The sequence below is a fragment of the Fuerstiella marisgermanici genome (genome assembly GCF_001983935.1).
Classification (GTDB): domain Bacteria; phylum Planctomycetota; class Planctomycetia; order Planctomycetales; family Planctomycetaceae; genus Fuerstiella; species Fuerstiella marisgermanici.
Window position 1 is genome coordinate 3,319,551 of sequence record NZ_CP017641.1, and the last position, 24,611, is coordinate 3,344,161.

The 24,611-nt window shown below is 55.4% G+C and carries 18 protein-coding genes; 11 read left to right on the top strand and 7 right to left on the bottom strand.

Features of this window, described 5'->3' with window-relative positions; all coding sequences use genetic code 11:
- Nucleotides 1-17: 17 nt before the first annotated feature.
- The 5 genes from Fuma_RS12530 to Fuma_RS12550 form a co-directional block, all read right to left on the bottom strand.
- Complete coding sequence (locus Fuma_RS12530) at nucleotides 18-833, bottom strand: hypothetical protein (protein ID WP_077024442.1); 816 nt, start codon at nucleotides 831-833, stop codon at nucleotides 18-20.
- A gap of 259 nt (nucleotides 834-1,092) precedes the next feature.
- The gene (locus tag Fuma_RS12535; RefSeq protein WP_145944141.1) at nucleotides 1,093-2,118 is read right to left on the bottom strand and encodes a hypothetical protein; all 1,026 of its coding nucleotides are present in this window, start codon (nucleotides 2,116-2,118) and stop codon (nucleotides 1,093-1,095) included.
- A gap of 41 nt (nucleotides 2,119-2,159) precedes the next feature.
- Nucleotides 2,160-3,002 carry a sugar phosphate isomerase/epimerase family protein gene (locus tag Fuma_RS12540; protein WP_077024444.1) on the bottom strand — a complete coding sequence of 281 codons (843 nt, stop codon included), beginning with the start codon at nucleotides 3,000-3,002 and terminating at the stop codon, nucleotides 2,160-2,162.
- Nucleotides 3,002-3,568, bottom strand: a complete 567-nt coding sequence (locus Fuma_RS12545) for a DJ-1/PfpI family protein (protein ID WP_077024445.1) — start codon at nucleotides 3,566-3,568, stop codon at nucleotides 3,002-3,004. The genes Fuma_RS12540 and Fuma_RS12545 overlap by 1 nt, the downstream gene beginning before the upstream one ends.
- A 1-nt stretch (nucleotide 3,569) precedes the next feature.
- Nucleotides 3,570-5,198 carry a sodium:solute symporter family protein gene (locus Fuma_RS12550; RefSeq protein ID WP_077024446.1) on the bottom strand — a complete coding sequence of 543 codons (1,629 nt, stop codon included), beginning with the start codon at nucleotides 5,196-5,198 and terminating at the stop codon, nucleotides 3,570-3,572.
- A gap of 338 nt (nucleotides 5,199-5,536) precedes the next feature.
- Here Fuma_RS12550 and Fuma_RS12555 point away from each other — a divergent pair, with 338 nt between their 5' ends.
- Nucleotides 5,537-6,304, top strand: coding sequence for an RraA family protein (locus Fuma_RS12555; protein ID WP_077024447.1), 768 nt, complete (start codon nucleotides 5,537-5,539; stop codon nucleotides 6,302-6,304).
- 49 nt (nucleotides 6,305-6,353) lie between these two features.
- Here the strand turns inward: Fuma_RS12555 and Fuma_RS12560 are convergent, their stop codons facing one another.
- Nucleotides 6,354-7,277 carry a DUF6807 domain-containing protein gene (locus Fuma_RS12560; protein ID WP_077024448.1) on the bottom strand — a complete coding sequence of 308 codons (924 nt, stop codon included), beginning with the start codon at nucleotides 7,275-7,277 and terminating at the stop codon, nucleotides 6,354-6,356.
- A gap of 12 nt (nucleotides 7,278-7,289) precedes the next feature.
- Entirely contained in the window at nucleotides 7,290-8,591 is a 1,302-nt protein-coding gene (locus Fuma_RS12565) for a Gfo/Idh/MocA family protein (protein ID WP_077024449.1), read from the bottom strand.
- Between the two features lie 202 nt (nucleotides 8,592-8,793).
- Between Fuma_RS12565 and Fuma_RS12575 the strand changes: the two genes are divergently transcribed.
- The 10 genes from Fuma_RS12575 to Fuma_RS12630 all read left to right on the top strand — a co-directional run bounded on the left by Fuma_RS12575 (nucleotide 8,794) and on the right by Fuma_RS12630 (nucleotide 24,303).
- Nucleotides 8,794-10,233, top strand: a complete 1,440-nt coding sequence (locus tag Fuma_RS12575) for an MFS transporter (protein ID WP_158520958.1) — start codon at nucleotides 8,794-8,796, stop codon at nucleotides 10,231-10,233.
- Nucleotides 10,234-11,103 carry an NAD(P)-dependent oxidoreductase gene (locus Fuma_RS12580; protein ID WP_077024452.1) on the top strand — a complete coding sequence of 290 codons (870 nt, stop codon included), beginning with the start codon at nucleotides 10,234-10,236 and terminating at the stop codon, nucleotides 11,101-11,103. It abuts the gene before it with no gap.
- A gap of 32 nt (nucleotides 11,104-11,135) precedes the next feature.
- Nucleotides 11,136-13,133 carry a polysaccharide deacetylase family protein gene (locus tag Fuma_RS35905; protein WP_218922427.1) on the top strand — a complete coding sequence of 666 codons (1,998 nt, stop codon included), beginning with the start codon at nucleotides 11,136-11,138 and terminating at the stop codon, nucleotides 13,131-13,133.
- Between the two features lie 157 nt (nucleotides 13,134-13,290).
- Complete coding sequence (locus Fuma_RS12590) at nucleotides 13,291-15,957, top strand: carbohydrate-binding protein (protein WP_145944142.1); 2,667 nt, start codon at nucleotides 13,291-13,293, stop codon at nucleotides 15,955-15,957.
- Nucleotides 15,958-16,364: 407 nt separating this feature from the next.
- The gene (locus tag Fuma_RS12600) at nucleotides 16,365-17,057 is read left to right on the top strand and encodes a dioxygenase family protein (protein WP_077028268.1); all 693 of its coding nucleotides are present in this window, start codon (nucleotides 16,365-16,367) and stop codon (nucleotides 17,055-17,057) included.
- Between the two features lie 627 nt (nucleotides 17,058-17,684).
- Nucleotides 17,685-18,191 carry a hypothetical protein gene (locus tag Fuma_RS12610; protein ID WP_077024456.1) on the top strand — a complete coding sequence of 169 codons (507 nt, stop codon included), beginning with the start codon at nucleotides 17,685-17,687 and terminating at the stop codon, nucleotides 18,189-18,191.
- Between the two features lie 551 nt (nucleotides 18,192-18,742).
- Complete coding sequence (locus Fuma_RS35260; protein WP_158520959.1) at nucleotides 18,743-18,907, top strand: hypothetical protein; 165 nt, start codon at nucleotides 18,743-18,745, stop codon at nucleotides 18,905-18,907.
- A gap of 234 nt (nucleotides 18,908-19,141) precedes the next feature.
- A complete protein-coding gene (locus Fuma_RS12620; RefSeq protein ID WP_229360906.1) occupies nucleotides 19,142-20,641 on the top strand; it encodes an efflux RND transporter periplasmic adaptor subunit in 1,500 nt (499 codons plus the stop codon).
- 55 nt (nucleotides 20,642-20,696) lie between these two features.
- A complete protein-coding gene (locus tag Fuma_RS12625; RefSeq protein ID WP_077024458.1) occupies nucleotides 20,697-21,077 on the top strand; it encodes a four helix bundle protein in 381 nt (126 codons plus the stop codon).
- A 58-nt stretch (nucleotides 21,078-21,135) separates the two neighbouring features.
- Nucleotides 21,136-24,303, top strand: coding sequence for an efflux RND transporter permease subunit (locus tag Fuma_RS12630; RefSeq protein ID WP_077024459.1), 3,168 nt, complete (start codon nucleotides 21,136-21,138; stop codon nucleotides 24,301-24,303).
- Nucleotides 24,304-24,611: the final 308 nt, after the last annotated feature.

Sequence of the window (24,611 nt, forward strand, 5' to 3'; positions counted from 1 at the left end):
TGCAACGGGCCAGCAGTTCAGTGGATTAAGCGGCGCCAGAGTAGGTCGATGTGGTGAAGGTGCTGCATGTGGTCCTTTCCGGTCGTGCCGTCAAATCCGAGCACCTGAAACTGGCCCCGTTCTGCCCGGCTTGTTTGCCACATTGATTCCGTCAAATGCATATCCACCGGGTTCCGCATCAGATGACGCGAAGCTAGTAGGTAATTTGCGGTTTCTGTCGTGCTGGCATAGGGAGTCGCCTGGGAAGAATGTGATAGCACGAACCGCTTTTTATTCTGTGCTGCCAGCGAAGCAAATCTCAGGAAGTCTCGCATATTTGCTTCATCAACTTCACGCTTCGGTTCCTTCTGCTGCAACCCGGCATAAATGGAATCGGCCGCAACGATGCCGTCGATTTGTTCGAAGTATTTTGGTGTCTTCAGGATCTCGCGCACGGCACCGTAGCCCGCACTAAACGACGACAGCATGACGTGTTCCCAGTGGACGTCCTTCGCCGGAGAAGTATTCGCAATTGCAGATTTGGCTCGCGCCTGAATCAGTTTAAACAGTTGCGGATCGCTGGCAAACGGCTTTGAATAGGCCGTTGATAGACCGGGAAAGTTCACCACGACAAGCACCGCGTTCAACTCACTTCGCGCGAAGGCATGCTTCACAGTCTCCGCATCGCCGTGAAAGTGAATCAGTAACCGGGTTGCATCCGTTTTCGCCGACCGCATGACAACCATGCTGCCGTCGGCCAGCGACGTTGGCGATGTGGTTTGAATGTCGTCCGCTACGGAATACATGCTGCCGCTAAGAACCGTGAAAACAGTGAAGATTCGCAGCGCTCTCATGTTCATTCATTTCCAAGTGAAGTTCGCTCGTACAGTTCGCCAATCTCCGTCAGCGCGACAAACCGCATTGCGTCAGCATTGAACTGCCAATTTTCTACTGCCGCGTTCCATTCAAGTTGCAAACGTGCTTGTGCTCAGCGGTGGCGAAATTCGGTCCGAAACGGCGGGTTGAGTCACGCTTGGGCTCTATCGCGACCCGGCATGCGAGCCGAGAACTTGAACGCATCAGTAAGGCGCCGGCCACCATCGGCTGGATCGTTTACTTTTGACGAAGCGGGCCGATGTAGTCGGTCGCGACGACGACGTCATCGAACCAGACTCGGTTGGCGTGGCCTGTCGTTCCCTTCGTGATGTAAACGTACAACCACAGGAAATTCAGATTAAGTTTCTCGTCCGTCCGAAATCGGAAGCCGTCGAATGGGTCGCCACCAGAAGCCGTTTTGAAATGCTCACGATCACCCTTGTCTGGGTTCCAGCGAACTCCGTCTCCTTCCTGTCCGGGGTAAAACTTATCGAAGATCCATTTGCCGCGAGGAAAGCCTTCGCCCAGATGGCTGACCTGACGACCGTCGATCCACAAAGCCAGTTCGCCGTTGCTGGTGTCGACGTCATTCATCTTCACCATGACTTCCACACACGTCCACTTTCCACGTTGAACTTTCAACGTGTCGTCGCGGATGAACGAATTGCCCCACGTCTGTCCGCGAGGTGGGCTGCCACGCATTTCGCACCAGTATGCGTAGTAGTCCCACTGCCACGATTTGCCAAACGGTTCGATACCCACCCAGAAAGATTTGTCGCCATTTGTCGGCTGTCCGGCTTTCACACTGGGCCAACGCGTGGCCGGATTGTTGCCTCCAACACACGTGCCGAAGTGGTGAACCGGTTCGCAGTCTTCCGCAAATCGGACGTACATTCGCGTGTGGAGTTTGTCGTACCCGTCGCCGAGCACTCGGTACAAATCGCCGCCCGTTCCGTTTTCTGCCCGCTGCGTCATCAGCAGCGATTTGGTTCCCGAACTTCCCGCCGGGACATCACTGCTAAGCGACATGACGTCACGATCTCGAACAGTGTCCCACTGCTTTCCAATTATGTCGACGGTGGACTTCTCAAAGTTCTCAGCAAACACAACCTGCGGGTCGTCCTCGATACCTCGATCACCGACGTAGCGGTTGGCAATTCCACTGACAGGTTTTGACGAGGGCGACTGGCCGAAAGCCACGGCATTCAACAGTGCGACGCACTGAAGACATCTCACCAGTATCGTCCAGCGGAGCATAGTCATAAACGTAGTCCTCGCTTTGCGTTCGTTGGCGACAGTGAAACTTAGGCCCGCTCCAACATGCCTCGAAGGAATTTGGCGGTCTGAGTTGCAGCCTCAAGTGCCGTTAGGTTTTCATCTTCGGGAGCCGATTGATGCACGGTGACTGGTCCGTTGTAGCCGATCTTTTTGAGGCCTTCAAAGATTGAAGGGAAATTCAATCCGCCGGAGTCGTGGATTTCACAGAGGTCGATTGTCACGGGGCCATTGCACCACGTTTCCAGCGTGATCGAGCCATCAGGCGTCATGCGCTGGTTTTGCAGGTAGACGTTCTTGATCCACGGAGCAAGGCGTTCTATCGCGGCTACTCCGTATTCCTGCCCGCATTGTTCAAGATTGGCTGCTTCGAAGATTAATCCGAAATTCGGGCGATCGATTGCCTGCAACCGGGCTTCGATTTCGTCGAGCGTTTCGAACAAACTCTGCACGTGACACTGATGGACGAGCACCAGACCTCGTTGCGCCGCCTGATCTGCAGCAGCTTGTGCCTGGATAATGTCGTCCGGCTGTTTGATGCACACGCGGATCATCGGTGCACGCAGGGATTCCGCCAGATCCAGATAGGGCGTGATGTTTTTCAAGCAGTCCGGTCCGCGATCATTGTTGTAGACGATGTTGAAGTCGCCCGAGATCATGCTGACGTTCAAGCCTCGTTCATCAAGAACTCGCCGCGCGTCTCGGACAGCATCCGGCGCCGATTGCACGCCGATTTGGGATGCTCGCATACAGATCGCGTCGTAGCCGGCCGCCACCGCCAGGTCCGCCAGCGATTCAAATGACATACTGGCTTCTTCTTTCGACAGGAAGCCTTCTGCAATACGACACGAAACGGAAAGCTGAATCGTCATTAAGCTGCCTCCTTCAACATGCGCAAAAACTGTTTCAAAACTTCGGTGTTCTGATCGTAGCCACGCCCCGTGACGAGCCGCCCATCGACAACCACGTCTTCGTCGGTGTAGATCGCTCCGCCCTGTTCACCATCCATGGCGCACTTGGGGACTGTGGTGAAACGCTTTCCCTGAATGCAGTCCGCCGCGGTCAGAATTTCGATTCCGTGGCACAGACAGGCGATCGGCTTTCCGGCGTCGGCGATCTCGCGAACAACGCGGCACAGATCGCGGTCGTAGCGGATGTATTCGGGAGCTCGCCCGCCCGAAATGAAGGCTCCCGCAAAGTCGTCCGCGTTCAGGTCGCGAAACGCTGTCGACGCGCGCAGATGATACCCGGGCCGTTCCTGAGTGATGTCCCACGGCACGGCCGGATTCGGCGGAATCTCATGCAGCACGGTGTGGTAGAGTCGCGCTTCCGGACCGGCGACGATGACCTCATAGGCGTCTTCCGGCAGTCGATAGTACGCATAGAAAGTGTCAAGAGCTTCGGTGCCGTCACCGATCGGCATAAGGATTTTCGCCATGTTAATTGTTTTCGCTGGGTGCCTGCTCAGTGGGTGAGGGTTCTCTTCGTCCTGAAGCAAACTGAGCGGCAAGGACGCCGACGAGCACAATGGAGCTCGTTCCCAGGACAATGGTCATAAATGAATGCAAAGGATTGGACCAGTCGCTAAGTGACGCTGGCCAGAAATCCGTTGTGGAAAGTGACAGCCACAGAATCAGCAGAATTCCCACCGTCACGGCGACGATCGCTTGCGCATTTTTCGCTCGGCGCGAGATAAGTCCCAACAGAAACAGCCCCAGCATTCCGCCCGTAAAAATGCCCTGCAGATTCCACCAAACATCAAGTGCACTCTTCACTCGAATCATGGCGAGCGCCGTGAACGTGCCGACAACGCCGAATGCGAACGTTGAGATGTACAACACCTTCATCGATTCACGTTCGCCGACTTCCGGGCGGAAGTGGCGTTTGTAGATGTCGCACAGAACCAACGTGGCTGAACTGTTTAGGCTTGTGTCCATGCTGCTCATCGCGGCTGCGAAAATTGCGGCAATCAGTAGCCCAGCCAGACCTGCTGGAAGTTTCCTCACGATAAAATGAGGCAGCACCTTGTCGCCGATATCCGCTGGCTCCAGTGTTGCGGCCTTCGATGCGATGGCGGCTTCCGTCGGTTCGATCCCGTCCTGAACAAGCTGCGTTTCAGCGACCTGAGCTTTGACCTCGCTAAGCAGAACCGGATCGCTGTAGTACAGACTGAATAAGCCAGTCCCGATGAAGAAAAACAGAACCGAAACGAGCGGAAAAAGAATTGCTCCCAGCCATACGCTGAATGCGGCGTCACGATTGGATTTCGCCGTGATGTAGCGTTGCACGAAGCTCTGATCGACGCCGAAGTTTTGAAGATTGATGAACAGTCCGTAAATCAGCACCATCCAGAACGTTGGATCCGGCATTTTTAAAGTGGCGGGGTCCAGACTGAAGCTGCCAAGACTGAATTTGTTGTTCGCGTTGGCGACATCAAACAACTGGCCGGGACCTTCCGGCATTCCTGTTAGCAGCAGCACTACACACAGGATGGCACCAGCGATCAGCACGATGCTTTGAGCAACGTCTGTCCAAATAACTGCCTCGATTCCGCCCAGCAGCGTGTAGACGGTTACCAGCAGTCCGGTGATCAGGATGATTGTCTTGACATCCCAGCCCGTCAGCGGAGCCAACGCCAGCGCGACCAGATACAGAATGGTTCCAATACGTGCCAGCTGAGACAACAGATAGCAAATCATCGCATATGTTCGAGCCCATGGACCGAAGCGGTTTTCCAGGTGAGCGTACGCCGAAATCGCGTCGCTGCTGCGATACAGCGGCACAAAATACTTCACTGCGATGACGGCGGCCATGGGCAGAGTCAGGCCGAAAACCCACGAATTCCAATTGCCACCGAATGCTTTGCCAGTGTTCCCAAGAAAGCCGATGCTGCTGACGTACGTTCCGAAGATGGAAAGGCCAACGGCCCATCCCGGCAGAGAACGTCCGGCCGCCATAAATTCCTTCGTCGTGCCGCTCTTTCGAGCGAACCAGCACCCCAGCCCGAACACGCCCGCCATGTATATGACGAGCACAACCAGATCCGTGGTGCGAAGTTGGTTTTCCATGAGGGACGTTGTTTACGATTTGGATATTGGACGATGCCGGAAGGCAGCAAGGCGGGGATGAGTTCTGAAGCTCAAGGCGTGGGCCGCTATGCTATCGCCGCAGACAACCTTATTCCAGCAACAGAATTGTCAAGTGCACCGCCGATTGGACTTGAAGGTACACGGCGGCGAATTGAATTTTCAAATGCGTACGGCGACAATCAGCGGCTGGATAACTTCCCAGTAATCTGGCCGCACGTTCGTTCAAGTGTGGCTGGGGTTGGACTGAGCGAAGCGAAGGAAACCCCGGTAGTCGCCTTCAGAACTCACCGACTCTCACAACAACACAAAGGCTACGCGTGCCCTCAACAACAACTCCGCTCGATCATTCCACGCTTCTGGAACTCAAACGCTGGAATACTCCCACGATCTATAACGGCTGGGAACAAATCACCGCTCGCGATCCTGGCAAAGATTGCTTCAACCTTGAGGAGACTCATGATTTCATGCCGCAGATGGGGCCGATGGTCGGATATGCCGTGACTGTGGTGATTGAACCCGGCAATTCGAAGCACAAATCAGCAGACTCAAATGCATGGAAGGATTACCGGAAGTATGTCGCGTCCGTGCCGGGACCAAAGATCGTCGTGGTGCAGGATCTGGACAAACCTGCGACCTATGGTTCGTTCTGGGGCGAGGTGAATAGCAACATTCATCGGGCACTCGGGTGTGTTGGCGTCATTGTCGATGGGGCTATTCGCGATGTCGACGAAATGACGAACGCCGGCTTCAAAGCGATCGCTCGAAGACTTTGCGTCGGACACGCCTACAGTACGCCCGTTCGCTGGAATTGCGATGTCGAAGTGTTCGGCACAAAAATTGAATCCGGCGCCCTGGTTCACGCCGACAAACACGGATTTCTTGCCGTCCCACACGATGAATCCGCTCGCCTGCTGGACGCAGCCACGGCAATGGATTCATTTGAATGCCAAACAATGATCCCAGCCGCACGCAGCGCTGCCGGACAGTCCACCGAAGACCTGCTAACCAATATCGACGACGCGTGTACGGAATTCGGGCGATTGGTGAGCGAACGATTCTCTAACAAAGACGGCGAGTGGTCGTAACGGTTCCGCTTGATCGATCTGCGGTGCGTGGGCTGGAAAACTGACGTGCCTAAGGTTCTGGGCGAGTGTATTCGTTGAACACTTTCGTGATTGCTGCTGCGTCAGCGTCCTTGTGGATCCAGACGGCGTATCGCAGTTTGAGTGTCTCGCCCGGCCTGACGATCACTTTGCTCGGTTCGCCCTTCTTCATTGCGGCGCGGCCGAAGGGGTTCGCGGCGAGCAGGCCGTAGTCGCGAGCGTGAAACCAACTTTCACGAAAGTTTTGAGGGTGAGTCATAATCGTGATCCCAACCCGGTGCCCATCGACCTCACCGCTGTAGTCGCACCACGCAGCTGAGTGACTCCAGATTGCTTTTGCATTTGTGCGGCCGGTGGCGTCGGTGAGCTGACCGCCTTCGACTTCGCTGATTGGTGTTGCGACGCGGACGCCCAACCCCATTTCTTCCTGGTCTCCGAAGTAGAAGTCCTTTTCTGAATGAAAAGTTGATTGCAGCAGAAACAGGTAACCGTCGTTATCGACGCGAATCGTAGTCTGAAACTCTTCATCACAAACGACTGTTCCGTCCGGCATCAGATAGCGTTTCTGCTGGACGAACGTTCCCTGGTCGCCTTTCACCGTCGGAGCCTGCAGAAACCTGACGTGCTTTACCTTAGCTTTGTTGCGCCAGAAATCGTTGCCGCTGATATCGCCGAAGGCCAGCCAGATCCCGGGATGCATCGAGGCGTGATCGTCGCGGTCGCCAGTTTTGGGAGGATGATTGCGAGTCACCTGCATTCCGCCCGGAGCTTTCACGTGAGTAAAGTAGGGGCGCAGGATGACATCGTCGTTGTAAACATAGGTTGCGATCGGGCTATTGTCGACACTGATGGCGAATTGCCCGTCGGTGTGCTTAAAGCTGAGTCGCGGTTGCTGGGCCGTTGCTGTCGCTACCACCAATGTCGACAGGAGCAAAGCGGATAATTTTCGGTTCATTGTGCTCTCCGCTTAAACGCCTGGTACCGACCAATGTCCGTCTGCCCGATACTTTCGGCCCAACAACGCGGTGGCTTCCGTATCGTTCTGAATTGTTTCCTGTTGAGGATCGATCGTCAGTGACCGGCCGGTGCGCAGGCAGATGTTGGCCAAATGCACCAGGCTGCACGAATCATGTCCGATTGCAATCTCAGCGGTCGGCGAGTGACCGGCAGAGATCGCTTCCAGAAAATCGACCTGATGATTTCTTGCGAGTTTCGGCTTCTGCTTGGGCGCAGGATTCGGAATGAGTTTGTTCGAGTCGCCCCAGACGCTTAGCTTGCCACGTTTACTGACAAACATCATTCCTTTCGTACCGTAGAATTCGACACCCGTGTCGCAGTTGTGTGGATAGTTCTTTGACCAGATCCGCATTTCAAAGATTAGCTGCTTTTGTTGACCAACCTTGCCGTCGCCGGGCCACTGAAACGCACAGGTCGCGGTGTCAGGAAATTGTTGGTCGTCGTCAAAGTAGAACTTTCCACCGATTGCCGAAGCTGTCGTTGGCAGTCCGTCGACACCGAGCCCCCAACGAGCGATATCCATTTCGTGAGTGCCATCGTTGCCGATGTCGCCGGTTCCAAAGTTGTGCCACCAATGCCAGTCGTAGTGAAAGCGATTCGATTGAAAAGGCACGAATTCGGCGGGACCAACCCATGTGTCGTAATCCACGGCAACCGGTGGTGACGCTGCGTCTGCGTGTCCGATGTTCCTTCGCCGCTGAACATTCCAGCCTTTGGCGATCAGTACGTCACCGATGACGCCTTCGCGAAGCATCTGGATGGCGCCAGCAATCAACGAATCGTTGCGGCTTTGCGTGCCGTGTTGCACGACCACTTTGTTTTTTCGAGCGGCCTGAACCAGCAACTGGCCTTCGCGGAAGTTATGGCTGCATGGCTTCTCCACATAGACGTGCTTCCCAGCTTCACATGCCATGATGGCTGCAGGAGCGTGCCAGTGGTCGGGAGTTGCCACCACGATGGCGTCTACTGATTGATCGTCCAATACGTGACGCAGATCACCTGTCACTTGTTTTGCACCCGACGCCTGTTGGAATTCCGTCGCACGTTTCTTATCTGGATCACAGGCCCATGCCACAATCGCATCGTCACGAAATCCGCCGAGTAAGCCTTTGGACCGCCCACCGCAACCGACAAAACCGACGACCGGGCGGGCACCATTCGCGGCAGCACTGGCGATACGAGAATACGAAACAGCCGATAAGCCAATCGCTGCGCCGGACTGAATGAAATTTCGACGTGTTGGTTTCGGCATCTGCAATTCCTCGCTTGTCGTTGCCAGAGCTCCAGGAAGTCATTCGGACTGCGATGCAATCCTACAGAAAGCCACGCCAGAACGCATCTGTGGCCAACGATCTGTTGTTACCGACGCGAATCGCTGCCATCCCGGACAGGTTTCGCATAGTCTTTCGACTTGCACGCACGCACTTTTGCAAAGCTCGAGGTCAGGTCAAACAATGGCAGACGGCGAACAACAAACATTTTTGATGGACCGCAAGGGCCGCCTGCTTGTGCTGACGGCCGCTTTTCTCGGTTGGATGTTTGCCGGCTGGGAGATGTCGCTGCTGCCGTTGTCTGCTCGATCCGTCACCATCGGTATGCTGCAGGAAGACGCCGACCATTCCGACTGGGTCACGTCAGCACGGCGGACGCTGGAATCCCAGGAAGACGGCTCGGTTGACGATCAGGAAGCCGCGAACCGGTTAAACGCAATTGTCGGGGAATGGTTCGCTCGCTACATCGCGGCGTTTCTGTTCGGTGCGGCTCTTGGCGGATGGGTGTTCGGCTGGTTTGGCGATCACGCCGGACGCGTGAAAGCGATGTCGCTTAGCATTGTATGGTACGCTGGTTTTACGGGGCTGAGCTACTTCGTCACTTCGCCAATGCAAATGTGCGTGATGAGGTTCGTCGCGTGCATGGGGATCGGCGGCATGTGGCCGGCAGGAGTTGCTCTGGTGGCGGAAGCCTGGCCAGATGTGTCGCGGCCGACGCTGGCCGGTTTGATCGGTACGTCCGCCAACGTGGGCATCGCACTGCTGAGTATCGTTGTGAAACAGATCGGCACTTTATCACCGCAATACGAACTGACTCCGGATTCCTGGCGTTGGATGATGTTGCTCGGTGCGATCCCACTGCTGCTGGGTGTTTGGGTTCTTCTAAAGGTGCCGGAATCGCCGCGCTGGCTGGCCCGTCAGAATTCAACGGCAAAGAAAGTCACGCCGCTGGTTGAGGTCTTGCGGCCGCCTTTGTTGAAGTACACGCTGTCGGGGATTGCTTTGGGGACGATCCCGCTTCTTGGTGCATGGGGTTCGCAAAAATGGATTTTGCCGTGGGCCGGTCAGGTCGGTGCGCAAATCGGGCAGGAATCGCTGAAGGCGGATACTCAGACGATGTGGGCGATCGGTGCGGCGCTCGGAAGTTTATGTGGTGGCTGGCTGGCATCCTTCTTCGGACGCCGCACGACGTACTTTGCCGTGAGCCTTGGTTCACTGATTCTGGCACAGCTCATCTTTCTGCGACTTGAGCCGTCACCAGACTGGAAGTTTCTGGGCCCCGTTTTCCTGCTGGGACTTGTAGCGACGGTGTACTTTGGCTGGTTGCCGCTGTTTCTACCGGAGATGTTTCCAACTCGGGTGCGAGCGACAGGAAGTGGCGTCTCGTTCAATTCCGGGCGCATCATTTCGGCCGTAGTGATCCTCACAATTTCTGGCTTCGTGGCGTCTTTGAATAACGACTATGCGAAGATCGGATCGCTGATGAGCTGGATTTATGTGGCGGGAATGATTGTGATCCTGCTTGTGCCAAAATCATCAGAATCGTTGGAAGAACTGGATGCCGAAGGTGTACCGCCGGACGATCTCGCATCAACACCGGCCAGTGCCAAATTGGAGTCGTGAATGTCGGACGAACAGCGAATAGAAAACTCTGTCGCTTTGATCGGAATCGGGCTGTTGGGCACAGCTGTGGCCGAACGACTGCTACGAGCCGGCTACCATGTCCTCGGGTATGATGAGTCCGCCGACGCCATGGATGCCTTCGCGGCATTGGGCGGACAAGCGTCGCCGCAACTTCTCGACCCGCCACTGGCGGCGCCGACGATCATGCTATGTCTTCCGAATTCGGACATCGTAAAACAGGTTGCGGCCGACATCATGCCCAACCTGAAGCCTGGCACAGTGGTAATCGACACAACCACTGGTCACCCGGAAGTGACTCGCAACCTCGCGACACAGCTTGCCGAACGCGAGGTGGCTCTCGTCGATACATCGGTACTCGGTTCAAGCGAGGTCACTCGTCGCGGCGAAGCGGTGTTGATGGTTGGCGGATCGTCAGATGCGGTTTGCGAAATCCGCAAGGTGCTGGAGGCCATTTCCAACACGATTTATCACCTCGGCCCGGTCGGCAACGGCCAGCAAATGAAGCTGGTGGCCAACCTTGTGCTGGGCCTGAATCGAGCAGTCCTGGCGGAAGGCCTGCACTTCGCGAAGACATTCAATTTGCAACCGAACGTCGTGCTGGACGTGCTGAAATCCGGCGCGGCGTATTCGCGAGTGATGGACACCAAGGGCTCAAGAATGGTTGAGCGAGAATTCGCGCCGGAGGCGCGACTGAGTCAGCATTTGAAGGATGTTAACCTGATGCTGGAACATGCGAAAGAGGCTCAGACCACGCTTCCGCTTTCGCAGGTACATCAGAGTTTGTTAAAGAAGGTTGAGGCCGCTGGTCACGGCCATCTGGACAATAGCGCCGTGATCCAAGCATGGTGAACGTTACGTCGCCTGAGGAAGAAAATATCGTTATGCATCGCTTTTTATTCATTGTGCTCGCAGCCGTCGCCGGTTCAAAGACGACGTCGTACGCCGACGATATTGTGTCGTCGGCATCGGCATCGGCATCGACTGAGTTGCTTTCGTTGACGAACGCTTCGGCCAAACAGTTGGGTCATGCGCAGCAATTGGGCGTGATCGAAATCGCCCCTGTGAATCTGCCGCCAGAGTCTGCGGGTGACTGCAATCACCTCGGCTGGCCGATTGCGACGATGACCGGCGATACGATTGTCGTCATGCATCGCCAGATTCCGGGCCACAAAGCCAAGGGGGCCGGAAACCCGGACCCTTCGATGTCGTACGGCATCGTGCTGCGAAGTGAAGACGGCGGCAAGACCTGGTCGAAACCTCATGACCTGCGCGATTGCATGGCGCCGGAAGACCGTCTTCGCGGCGGAATTGTGCCGTTGTCGCATCGAGCCAAGTTCGACAAAAGCAACAAGTCGACGCTCGGTTATAAGGTGCACCTGCATTCAATCGGCACGACGCGAGACGGAGCGGTTATCGCCATCAACAATCACGGCGTGTTTCGTTCGGACGATCACGGGCGCACGTGGAAACATTTCTCAACCGCACTGCGCGACGACAATTTTCCGCATGAAATCGTCAACCTTGGGCCGCGCGTACTAGACCATCCGACACACGGGCTGATGGCGTTCGGCAACTGGTTTGGTGAAGCCAACGCCTACCATAAACTCAACAACAAGCTGGTGGCTCTGACGTCTGCTGATCGAGGTGTGACGTGGTCGGTTGAAGAGAACGACGCTGGTTTCCCTCAATACGAACCTTCAGTCCTGCTGCACGAAGACAGTTTTCTGTTCGTCACACGCGATCAAACCAAGGTTCGAGGCCACAACCAGATGTCATGGTCGCCGGGGAAGTCACCGACGATCATCGACACAAATCTGAAAGACCCGCGACTGGTGGACACGGTCGACTTCAGTTTCAATCCGATCACGAGACGTTTTGAATTGGTGCGATCCGAACGGCATCGAATGGAGCTATGGCTGTGGAGCATGGATCCCGCCGATTGGGCCAGCGGCATTTGGCGACGCGAATGTCGCCTGCTGGGGAGGACCGGGGATTTCTATTCGACCGCCGATGGTTTTCACCCGGCCGGAGCCGTTATCGATGCCAAACGTGGCGTTCAACATATCTTCGTTTATTCAGGACACCCGAATGGCCCGGCAGGAGTGTTTCGGATCACTCGCACGCTTGATACGCCCAAGCTGACAGCGGCACTGGCCAAACAGCCGCCTGCCACGGCGCCGGCGAAGCTGAGCAAAGGCGGTGTGGTGATGACGTTTGATGACCGCAACTTTAACGACTGGATCAAGGCGCTACCGCTGTTCGACGAGTTCGGAGTCAAAGCGACGTTCTTCATCAGTGGGAAGATCGACGCCACAGCGAGGGAAGCCATTCAAGAGCTGCGAGATCACGGGCATGCGATTGGTTCTCACAGTGTCAATCACTTGAAGGCTGTTGAGTACTTTGAAGAAAAATCGCCGGAGACGTTTCTGCAGAAAGAAATTGATCCACAGTTGAAAGCATTCAAAGCAGCTGGCGTCGCTCCTGTTTCGTTTGCCTATCCGATGAGTCGCAACAATAAGGCAACAGACGAAACGCTGCTTAAAGTGTTTCGGCATTTGCGTACAGGCAGGAATGTCGCTGCCGGAAAACGACTTAGCGAAGACGACGCCTTCTTCGTCGCGGCGGACAGGATTGGCGAACATGGCTGCCTGTATGGAAAAGGCATCGACTACGCCCCACTGCGAGCCGACCGCACCTATGAACAGCTCGACGGTGCTCTTGAACGAGCCGCGAGGAACAGCGAGATTATCGTGCTGTACGCACACAGAATTTCAGAAGCCGGACCAGGCAACTTTGTGAGTCCTGAAGCACTGACTCGTGTCTTCAGCAAAGCCAACGAACTCGGATTGCAGTTTTACACCTACGACCAATTGCCGTAAACTCGGCCTGGATTTACGACCGACCCTTGAGATGCTTGCCGGCCGCGAAGACGGTGGCATTATTTGTTGCTCAGTAGTTTCCGCGAAAGCCTTGCACCTGTCGGCCGGAAGATGGCTGACAACACCTCACGTAACCTTTTTTCGTACAGGTTTTGCCGTGCCTTCATCATTCCATTCTGCCGCGTGTGTGCTTTTGGCGATTGCCGGCTTCACTTCTGCCAGCGCCGAAGACTTTATCTGGGTCGAAGGCGAAGACGCAGCGACACATTCAATGAAACGCAACGGCTGGTACGATTCGGTTAAGAAGGCAGAATTGTCAGGTGGCGAGTGGTTGTCACACTTCGGCAATGGGGAAATGCCGGTCGCTCAATTCAACGTTAAGGCGGCAGCAGAAGGCGAGCACGAACTTTGGCTGCGAGCCAACCCGATCGGCGCTGCGATGTCGATCCGAATCAACGGTGGCGACTGGCAAGGTGTTTCGTTTTCCAAAAGCGAACAACAGTTGAACATCGCCAGCGATGGCAAACCGGACTTAAGGTTTGTGGCCTGGGTCAAGGCGAAGCCGGTGTCGCTGAAGTTGGGGGCCAATTCCGTTGAGGTGCGTTTCGAAAGCAGTAACAACCGGCATGGTGGTCTGGACTGTTTTGTGCTGAGTCCAGAACCGTTTCTGCCTCAGGGCAACCGCAAGCCCGGTCAAAAAACCGGATTGGCAGACGAAGGAACCTGGGCGTTCGAACCTGACCGAGATCGGTTTTCTCCTGACGCGATTTTGGACCTGAGTGACCTGAATGAAAAACCGGCGGGTAGGCATGGGCGGGTCGCTCGTTCGGCAGACGGAGCGGACTTCGTAGATGGAGCGGGCCGACCGTTACGTTTCTGGGCCGTGAATACAGGAGTTCACCGTCGCGACGACATGGCCACGCTGGAAGAACACGCCAGGTGGTTGGCCAAGCGCGGAGTCAACATGGTTCGGCATCACGGGCACCTCGCGCCGGAAAGCGGTTCCAAACTGACAGACGTCAACCAAAAGGATGTCGACGCCGCGTGGAGACTGGTGGCGGCGATGAAGAAACAGGGAATCTACGTCACGCTGTCGCCGTATTGGGCCGTCAGCGTTAAGGCGAATCCGTCGTGGGGGCTGAAGGACGCCGGTGGTGACAACCTGACCGGGCTGATCTTCTTCGACAAGCAACTTCAGGATGCCTACAAGGGCTGGCTGAAGGCTCTATTGACACGACCAAATCCGCACACGGGAATTTCTCTGGCAGACGATCCCGCAGTAGCCTTGTTTCAAATCCAGAATGAAGACAGCCTCTTGTTTTGGACGGAACAGTCCATTCAGGGTGAGCAGCGTATGGAGCTGGGGCGTCACTTTGCAAAGTGGCTTCAGAAGAAATACGGATCACTCGACAAAGCTACTCAGGCCTGGGGCGGAACAGCGCAGAACAAGGGAGACGACTTCAGCGGCGGGCTTGTGATGCCGCACACAATCTACCACTTGACTCAGGATCAACGCGGCCCTTTGGCAAATCGGCTGAACGATCAACTTGAGTTTTACGCTCGGCTGATGCATGACTTCAATTCAGAAATCGCTCGCTATCTAAAGAAAGATCTCGGATACACAGGACTCATTAATGCCGGCAACTGGCGAACAGCCAGCGCCGCGAAGCTGTTCGACGCCGAACGCTTTTCCTACACAGCCAACGATGTGATTGGCGTGAATCGCTACTACAACGGCGGCAGTCATGTGAATCCCACAGACAAACGACGTGCCGGGTACCTGATCAGTCAGGGGGATGAATTTTCCAGCCAATCGGCTCTTAAACAGCCATGGGATTTTCCACTAGCGTTGAGGCAGGTCGCCGGGCATCCGATGATCATCTCGGAAAGTGCCTGGGTGCCACCGCTTCGGTATCAAAGCGAAGGACCGTTTCTTGTCGCGGCTTACGGCGCATTGACGGGCTTCGATATCTTCTATTGGTTTGCGACCGACGACATCGGTTTCGGCCCGCCGATGGCCAAGTGGCAGCTGTCGACGCCAGCTCAAATCGGCATGTTCCCGGCGGCCGCACTGATGTTCCGACGCGGTGATATTCAACAGGGAACGCCAGCGCTGGTCGAACGTCGATCACTGGCCGAAGTTTGGTCCCGCCAATCTCCACTGCTGCCCGAAGAAGCAGGGTTCGATCCGAATCGAGATTCCCGACCGCCGGCATCTGAAGCAGAGGCCGCGAAGCAGGGCAGCATTACGCCGCTGGCATTTCTGACCGGTCCGGTCGAAGTCGACTTTCAAGCAGGGAAAACGGAAGTCGCCGATCTGAAGGCATTCATCAGCGCCGACACCCAAACGGTGCACAGCGTCACCCGACAACTGGCATGGAATTACGGCGATGGCGTTTGCACTTTGAACGCGCCCAAAGCTCAGGGAGCCACCGGAGATCTGGCCTCCGCGGGCGTTATCCGTCTGGATACGATCACGATCACCAGCCGCAACAAATATGCTTCGGTTCTTGCCGTGTCGATGGACGATCAGCCGTTGTCAACGTCCAACAAGGTGCTGCTGCAAATCGGCACGACAGCTCGACCACACGGCTGGAAGACCGAAGCGGCTGGCAGCAATAGATTAAAAATTACCAGCCTTGGCAGCAGCCCCTGGAACATTGACAACACGCAACTCGAATTCACGATCGCGAACCCGTCGCTGCGGACAGCAACTTTGCTGGATGCAAACGGAGTCGCCGTAGAAGAAATCGAAGTCGCGAAGAAGGAAGGCTCCCTAGCAGTCGCTCTGCCACAAAACGCGATGTATGTCATCCTGCGATAGGCCGACTTCGCAAATAGACGCATTTCCTGCGTTTAAGGCGGCGACCGACTCCCGCGCTCCCGCCAGCTTGCGGCAGGGGGCAAGCGGCAATCGAGTCACTCAGGAAGCTGTTCAACATGCGGCGGGGGGCCCGGAAGTCTGTTGGAATGGACTCGCTGCGGTTGCGGCATCCATTCATTGGGCCATGGCGGCGATAGTCGTGACGGACACGATGGCGCGACAACAAGGCAAAATCGGCCACGTCGTACGCAACGGGAGAACAGCAAGTCCATTCTGGCGAAACGTCGCGTTCGGTAAATACAACCCGACGTTCTAAAGATACACTACTCGAATTGGCCTGCCGCTCGTTACACTGTCGACACCTGCATTCAACGACCGCCCGGAACCGGGATCCTGTGGAGATGGACATGAATCGCCAAACGACAAATGTGACACGTAGAAGCATCATCCAGTGTGGTGCGGCATTCGGAGCGGCTTGGTTTACGACTCCGGGACTGTTTGCCGAACAGCTGGTCGCCACACCACGATCAACCGAGGGGCCATTTTATCCCGACAAGTTGCCGCTGGATAAAGACAACGACCTGATCATTATCAACGATTCCACAACGCCGGCAATTGGTCAGATTACTCACCTGACGGGAACGATCTCGGACGTCAAGGGGCAGCCGATCCGCAACGCGTTGATCGAAATCTGGCAGTGCGACAGCAACGCGGTCTATCTGCACACCGCTGACAGTGGCAAGAAGAAGGATCAACAGGACCCCAACTTTCAGGGTTACGGCCGCTTTGAAACGAATGCCAAAGGCGAATACCGGTTCCGCACCATCAAGCCAGTCCCGTATCCAGGCCGCCCTTCACCGCACATCCACTTCAAGGTGACCAAGGGAGATCGCGAACTGCTGACGTCCCAGATTTTCATCGCCGACTTTGCAGGAAACCAGAAAGACGGTGTCTTCAGGCGTCTTGGCAACGCTGCGGCTCAGAAGCAATTACAGGCGGAATTCACGCCGATCAAAGAATCGAAAATCGGTGAGCTGTCTGCGAAGTTCCCAATTGTCGTGGGACGAACGCCGGATGAGTCAAAGGGCAAACGTGGCTAACTGCATCGCTGAGAATCAAAGGCACGGCTGCAGTGTCTTCCGCGCCTTGGGAGTTCGGTAGCGAAAGTCATAGGGAACACTTGCGCTCACCGATGAACGAGTTCGTGTAATTTAGCGAATGCGAATTTTGCCGAGGATTCGAGCATGGCCTTTGGATAGACGCTTTTTCAGCGTCTACCAGAATTGGGTGAAGCTTGCGAAATCGGGTTGGTTCTTCCGCCGCTGTCTGCAGGTTTTCCGAGAGACCTTCGTTCGTGGAATCCGTATCTCTGGCATGAGCGACCATCGACGGTTTCTCGTCCCGTGTGCCCGTGCGTTTCGTACCCTCTCTACGCAGCGCGTTCAGGACTGATGGCCACTCGACGCTGGTCGGATGCGAATCCGAAACATTTCAGCACGAAATGGTGCGATGGCGGGAGCGAATGGCGAGCGAGCCAGAATGCATCGGCATTGTATTGAGCGATTACTTGCCCTGTCGCCGTCACGATGCGAAGAGAAAGCCGCGTAAAACGCATTCGTCATCGTAAATCTACTGCATCTGGTCTTCAGGTCGTTTAATCTTTGCTGGTGGGGCGAAGGGACGATCAACGTCCTTCCTGGCACGCTTTTACTGCGGGAGATCATGACATGTCGACGAACGTATCCGTTCTTGCTCTGGCCAATATTCTGGTGCTGATGGGCACGGCATTCGGTCAGGAACCGGCTGGCGCGGATGACGGGAAAAAGCATGTTGGCGCGCCCAGCGTTTCCGGCCTGCTGCAACATGCAAAGATTGACGACATTCTTTTGATCGCTACCGAATTGCGGAAGGCCAGCGATTCGATGAAGAGCTTTGGCGAATCGTTGAACGATGTCTCTGTGGTTACTGCGGAAGCAGCCGGGACAACCAGTAAACACCTGGCAGCGATCGGGGGCGAATTTGATCCGTTTGGTTTCAAGAAGGCCTTCGAGACGATCCAAAAACAAAACGCGATTATTCAGGCTCAGAGCCAGATGATTATCGAGTTGCAGCAGAAGGAAATTCGTCGTCTGCAGAAAGAAAACAAGATGCTAAAGCAACCGCAACGGCAGTCACGCAAACGTAAACCGTCGCAGACTCAGAAGAAGTCCGACGACGCGCGACCACAGGAGTGACATCCCAGATTGTGCTCACCGCGCATGCCGCCAGGAATCGACGACGGCTTCACAGTTCGACGAACACGCAAAAATGCTCAAAAAAGCCGGGGTGATCGCGCCCGCGACCAAGTGGGATCATGCCGTGTGGATGTTTGGCACTGAGGTTGCCATCCAATGTAGGCAAAGTGGGGGTCGAAATTCATATTGGTGATGACAAACTTTTGACCATCACGATAATGTTTTGCAGAGCTTGATTTAATAAAGGACAGTTCATGTTTCCGTGTGCCGCAAAATTCCTGACTCTCCTGAGCGTGATTCTTCACGCAGGGCTGGGATGTTGCGCTCACCATGGACATTGCTCGGTCCCGTCCGCAACGCCATCGGCTGCAGAGCCTCAGAAATCAAACGAAGCTCACCGGTGCAGTTGCGAGTTTCATGCTCATAACGCGACGGCAGCCGCCAGTGAAGATGCTGTCAATGTTGGGACCGGCGATGATTCGTGCCCATGTGGGGACGATCATCAAGGCTGCACAGATCACTGTTCGTGGTTGACGAACTCAAAGGTAGAAGTGCCGACGGATCACCACATCGCACTTCCCGCTGCCATTGCTGATGCGTGGTCCGAACGCACGTCCAGTGCTTCATTGGTCGCCAGCATTTCTTCTGCCGAACCTCCGTGCCTGTCTGATTCCAAGGACACGCTGCGCGCTAAAGCTCAGGTCTGGCGACTGTAACAGAGTTCACGAGCGCCGCTGCTTTGGCTCTGATTTACTGTGTCACGTACTGTGACATTTGCTGCGCGAATGCTTTCGAAATTCTGCGAGCAACCATTCAGCCCTTCTCATTAGGCCCGCGTCCGAATTGCTCCATCGTGCCTCCAACAGCGTCGAAGCTGCGTGAACGGTATTGGCGTGCTCATTCCTTTCTCTAAGACGTTCTTCAGGTAGTAGTCTCGAATGAAAGCTCGAATGTCCAAAATACAAATACAATACGTCTGGCCCGCTGCGATTATTGTCGTGGTAGTCGCAGGGATAATGACGCGTGGACGCTGGTTGCCGACCCTGAATTCGTGGGTGCAATCAACCGTCGCGGATAATCGTGCCCCGGCGAGCCAGGATCATCACAGCGAAGACGATCACGATCCTCATGCTGGCCACGACCATGCGGGCCACGATCATGCGGGCCACGATCATGCCGGACACGACGAAACCACGTCGCTGGAATTATCCCAGCAGGCTCGGCGGAATCTCGGCTTAACCGGCGACGGCACCGCTGAAATTGAACTCACCACGTTCAGTAAATCGATCACCGTTCCGGCTCTGGTGGTGGAACGTCCCGGCAGAACGCGAATCCAGGTGGCGACTCCGATGACGGGTGTCATCACAGGCATTCACGCCGCAGCTGGTGAAGCCGTCGAACCCAATAGTCTGCTGTTTGAAATCCGACTAACGCACGAAGACCTTGTGCGTTCGCAGGTGGAGTTTGTAACGACACTTGGCGAACTGGAAATTGAAAACCGCGAGATCGCACGACTGCAGGATTTAGCGACGTCGGGCGGAGTCGCTCGCAAAACGCTTTTGGAACGGCAGTATGCCCGAGACAAGCTGCAGTCACTGCTGGTCGTTCAGCAGGAAGCGCTCCGGTTACATGGTCTGTCAGAAGCTCAGGTTCAGAAAATTGCACAAGACCGCCGTCTGTTGCAGGAACTGAAGCTTTATTCCCCCAATGCCGACGGAACGTCATCGAAGGAATTGAAGCTAAGCCGAGCGTTCCAGCAGACCGCCATTCGACCAATAAGCCTGGGAGCCACCGCCGCTGATCCACCACTGATCCTTCGAGATCTCCTCGTCCATCGAGGCCAGGCAGTCAATGCGGGTGAACCTCTGGGAACACTCGTGAACTACGCAGAACTGTATATCGAAGGAATGGCGTTTGAGCAGGACATCGCTCAGCTGTCCAATGTGAACAATAACGACTGGAAAGTGACCGCTCTGTTCGACGAAGCAAACGGTAAAGCGACGGAAGTGCCGGACCTGTCCATCGCGTATCTCGATACCGAAATTGATCGCACGTCCCGGACTCTAAAATTCTTTGTTGGCCTTCCAAACGAACTGACTCACGAAAATAAACGTCAGGACAATATCCGTTTTGTCAACTGGCGATACCGTCCCGGCCAACGATTGCAGCTTCGCGTCCCCGTCGAACAGTGGGAGAACCAGATTGTTCTGCCCGTCGACGCGGTCGCTCGCGAAGGCGCCGAGTACTTTGTCTTCCAGGAGAACGGCGATCACTTCGACCGACTGCCCGTTCACGTGAAGTATCGCGACCAGTTTTCCGTCGTCGTCGCCAACGACGGACAGTTGTTCCCGGGTGACGTAGTCGCAATGCGAAGCGCCCATCAAATGCAAATGGCGTTAAAGAACAAGGCCGGTGGCGGGGTGGATCCGCACGCGGGGCATAGTCACTGATCGGGGAAGTGGAAAATGGGGAATGGAGAATTTTGGGAATAGAAGGAATTGTGGGATGACGACTTATCGACGACACACGGATTTGCCGGTTTACCAGGCAGCGTTTGAGGCAGCGATGGAAATATTTCGCTTGTCGAAATCGTTTCCTGAAACAGAAACCTATTCGTTAACGGATCAGATTCGCCGATCTTCGCGAAGCGTTTGCGCAAACATTGCTGAGGCTTGGCGCAAGCGTCGGTCTGCTGCCTTTTTTGTCAGCACGCTGAACATCTCAGAGGCGGAAGCGGCGGAGACTCAGGTGTGGCTGCAATTCGCCGTCGAGTGTGGCTACGCGACCGGTGATGAAATTCGAACCATCTACAAACGCTACGACGAAATTCTCGCGCAAATCGTCCACCTCATCACCAATCCCGATCCGTGGATTCTAAAAACTTAGCTGCACATCGCTCCGCAGATTCTCCATTCCCAAATTCTCCATTCCGCATTTGCTTCCAATGCTCAACGCAATCATAAGATTCGCCCTTCGCCAGCGGCTACTAACGATCGCTGCCGCAATATTCCTGCTGGGATACGGTTCGTGGCAGGCGATGCAGATGGACATCGACGTGTTTCCGGATCTGAACCGGCCGCGCGTGGTCATCATGACAGAAGCTCCGGGGCTGGCTCCGGAAGAAGTCGAAACACTGATCACCTTTCCGTTGGAAACCGCGATGAACGGCGCCAACGGGGTCCAGGCGGTTCGCAGTTCGTCAGGCATCGGGATTTCCGTGGTCTACGTCGAATTCGACTGGGGTACCGACATCTACACTGACCGGCAAATCGTTATGGAACGTCTGCAGCTTGTGCAGGACCGAATGCCGCAGGGAGTCAAACCAACGCTGGCACCGATTTCCTCCATCATGGGCCAGATTCTGATGCTGGCGATGTGGAGTGAAAACGAGGAAACCGATCCGATCGTACTTCGCACCACGGCTGACTGGGTTGTCCGTCAGCGAATCCTGACGATTCCCGGCGTGTCTCAGGTGTTCACCATGGGAGGCGGCCGCAAGCAGTTTCAGGTTCTGGTCGATCCGGACGAAATGATCCGTTATGGCGTCACGCTGCATCAGGTCAAGCAGGCGGTTGTCGGCAGCAACGAAAACGCGACAGGCGGCTACCTTGATGAACAGGGACCAAACGAACTTCTCGTGCGAGCGCTCGGCCGGATTCAGGACATCGATGACCTGCAGAAGGTGGTTGTTGGAGTCCGCGATGGGCGGCCGATCGCGTTGGCTCAGATTGCCAGAGTCGTCGAAGGTCCTCAGGTGAAACGAGGCGACAGTTCGGCATTCGTCCGCAAAGAGGATGGCACACTTTCCGGCGGTGAATCCGTCGTGCTGACCATCAACAAACAGCCGGGCGCGGATACTCGCCGCATTACCGATGCGATTCTGGAAGCCGTCGAAGACCTGAAGCAGACCATATCCGACGACATTCAGATCGTCCCGGTGTACTCCCAGAAATCGTTTATCGATCGAGCGATCGCGAATGTCGTGGAAGCCTTACGAGATGGTGGAATTCTGGTTGTGGTGATTCTGTTTCTGTTCCTGCTGAACTTCCGCACGACGTTTATCACTCTGACCGCAATCCCATTGTCACTGGTGATGACAGCCGTTGTGTTCTCCATCTTTGGACTCTCCATCAATACTATGACGCTGGGCGGACTCGCTGTTGCCATCGGGGAGCTTGTCGACGATGCGATTGTCGACGTCGAGAACATCTTCCGGCGACTCAGGGAAAACCGGCAGGCAGCAGTCCCCAAACATCCGCTGGTGATTGTTTATCAGGCGAGTTGCGAGATCCGAAACTCGATTGTCTTCGGCACGATCATCGTCATTCTGGTTTTCATTCCATTGTTCGCATTGTCGGGCATGGAAGGGCGGCTGTTTGCTCCGTTAGGAGTGGCCTACATCGTTTCTATCCTGTCGTCGCTGGTGGTGTCGCTGACGGTCACGCCTGTGCTGTGCTATTGGATGCTGGGCCGATCGAAGTTGATGGATCACGACAAGGATGGTTTCTTTCTGCGAGGGTTAAAGTGGATTGGCGATCATGTGATCCGATTCAGTCTCGCATTTCCTCGCTCCAATCTGACATTCACGGTACTAGCAGTGGCCCTCGCCGGCCTGTTTATGTTCAACCTGGACCGCGACTTCCTGCCGCCGTTCAACGAAGGTTCGATGCAGCTAAATGTTGTGTTGCCGCCAGGAACTTCCCTGGCGACGTCCAACGAGATCAACAAGACAGTCGAACAGCGATTGCTGGAACTCGACGACGTGGATCGCTTTGTGCGACGAACCGGTCGAGCTGAATTGGATGAGCATGCCGAAGGCGTGAACATGAGTGAGTACGTGCTGGAACTGGATCCGGATTCGCCTCGCAGTCGAGAAGAGCAGCTTACAGAAATCCGCGAAGCGATGGCGGATATCCCCGGCATCGTAACGGCCGTCGAACAGCCGATCGCTCACCTGATTTCTCACATGCTGTCTGGTGTGAAGGCTCAGATCGGCATCAAGATCTACGGCGACGACCTGGACGTGCTGCGTCGCAAAGCCGGTGAAATGGAAGCGGCTATCAAGGGCGTGGCGGGAGTCACCGACCTGATGGTCGAACCACAGGTCATTATTCCTCAGATGCGTATTGAACTAGATCGCGACAAACTGCTGCTATATGGCATGACGGCGGCCGATGTGAACGAATTCATCTCCACCGCGATGAACGGCGACATTGTTTCCGAAGTTCTGCTTGGGCAACGAACATTTGACCTGATGGTGCGGCTGGACGAAGACTATCGCGAAGACGTCCAGAAGCTGAAGCGTCTCACGATCGACCTGCCGGACGGTGGTAAAGTGCCGCTGAAAGCGGTTGCGAATATCTACGAATCCGGTGGGCCAAATACCATCAATCGAGAAAGCGTGCGGCGACGAACCATTCTGCAGTGCAACGTCAGCGAACGTGGCGTGGTGGATGTTGTCGAAGACATTCAGAAGGCCGTCGCCCCGGTCATCGCGACGATGGACGACGGTTATTTTGTCGAATTCGGTGGACAGTTTGAGAGTCAGCAGTCGGCCACGCGAGTCATCGGCGGCCTGTTTGTGGTCTCGATGATCGGCGTGTTTATGGTGCTGTTCACCATGTTCCGTTCGGTCAATCTGTCGCTGCAGGTAATGGCCGCCTTGCCAATGGCGTTTATCGGTTCCGTGGCGGCACTCGTCATCACCGGCCAAACGCTAACGGTTGCGGCCATGGTCGGGTTTATTTCACTGGGCGGCATCGCATCACGCAACGGCATTCTGTTACTGAACCACTACCTGCACCTGGTGAAGTACGAAGGCGAAAGCTGGACGAAGGAAATGATCGTTCGAGCTGGCCTGGAACGGCTGGCTCCTGTGCTGATGACAGCTCTGACTTCTGGCATCGGACTGGTTCCGTTGGTCATGGCGTCCGGCGAACCGGGCAAGGAAATTCTTTACCCCGTCGCCACCGTCATTCTTGGCGGGCTCATCAGTTCGACGCTACTTGACTTCTTTGTCCACCCGGCGTTGTTTCTGCTGTTCGGCATGAAAGAAGCACAACGAGTAATTGAGGCGTCGGATACGCAAGTCGCTTTGACTGAAGAGCACTGACCAAAGGGACATGGGCCATAGAGGACGGTGGAAGAATCGCATGCTTAATTCCCCATCCCCCATCCCGCATCCCCCATTCCTCAATTTACAACGAACCACCGCCACGTTTGCAGAAACAACAACGATCTCCTCCGTCGAAAAGACATCGCCGGAAAGAGCGAAAGATTCAAGGAGAACAGAATAAAATCGATCCTCAGAACAATTCTGCTCACTCAATTGGCTCTCAGCCTCGGAATCGGCAGCTCACCGGTGCTGGCTCAAACGACGACTGCCAACCCGCCGTCAGTGACCTGTCGCCAGAAAGCAAC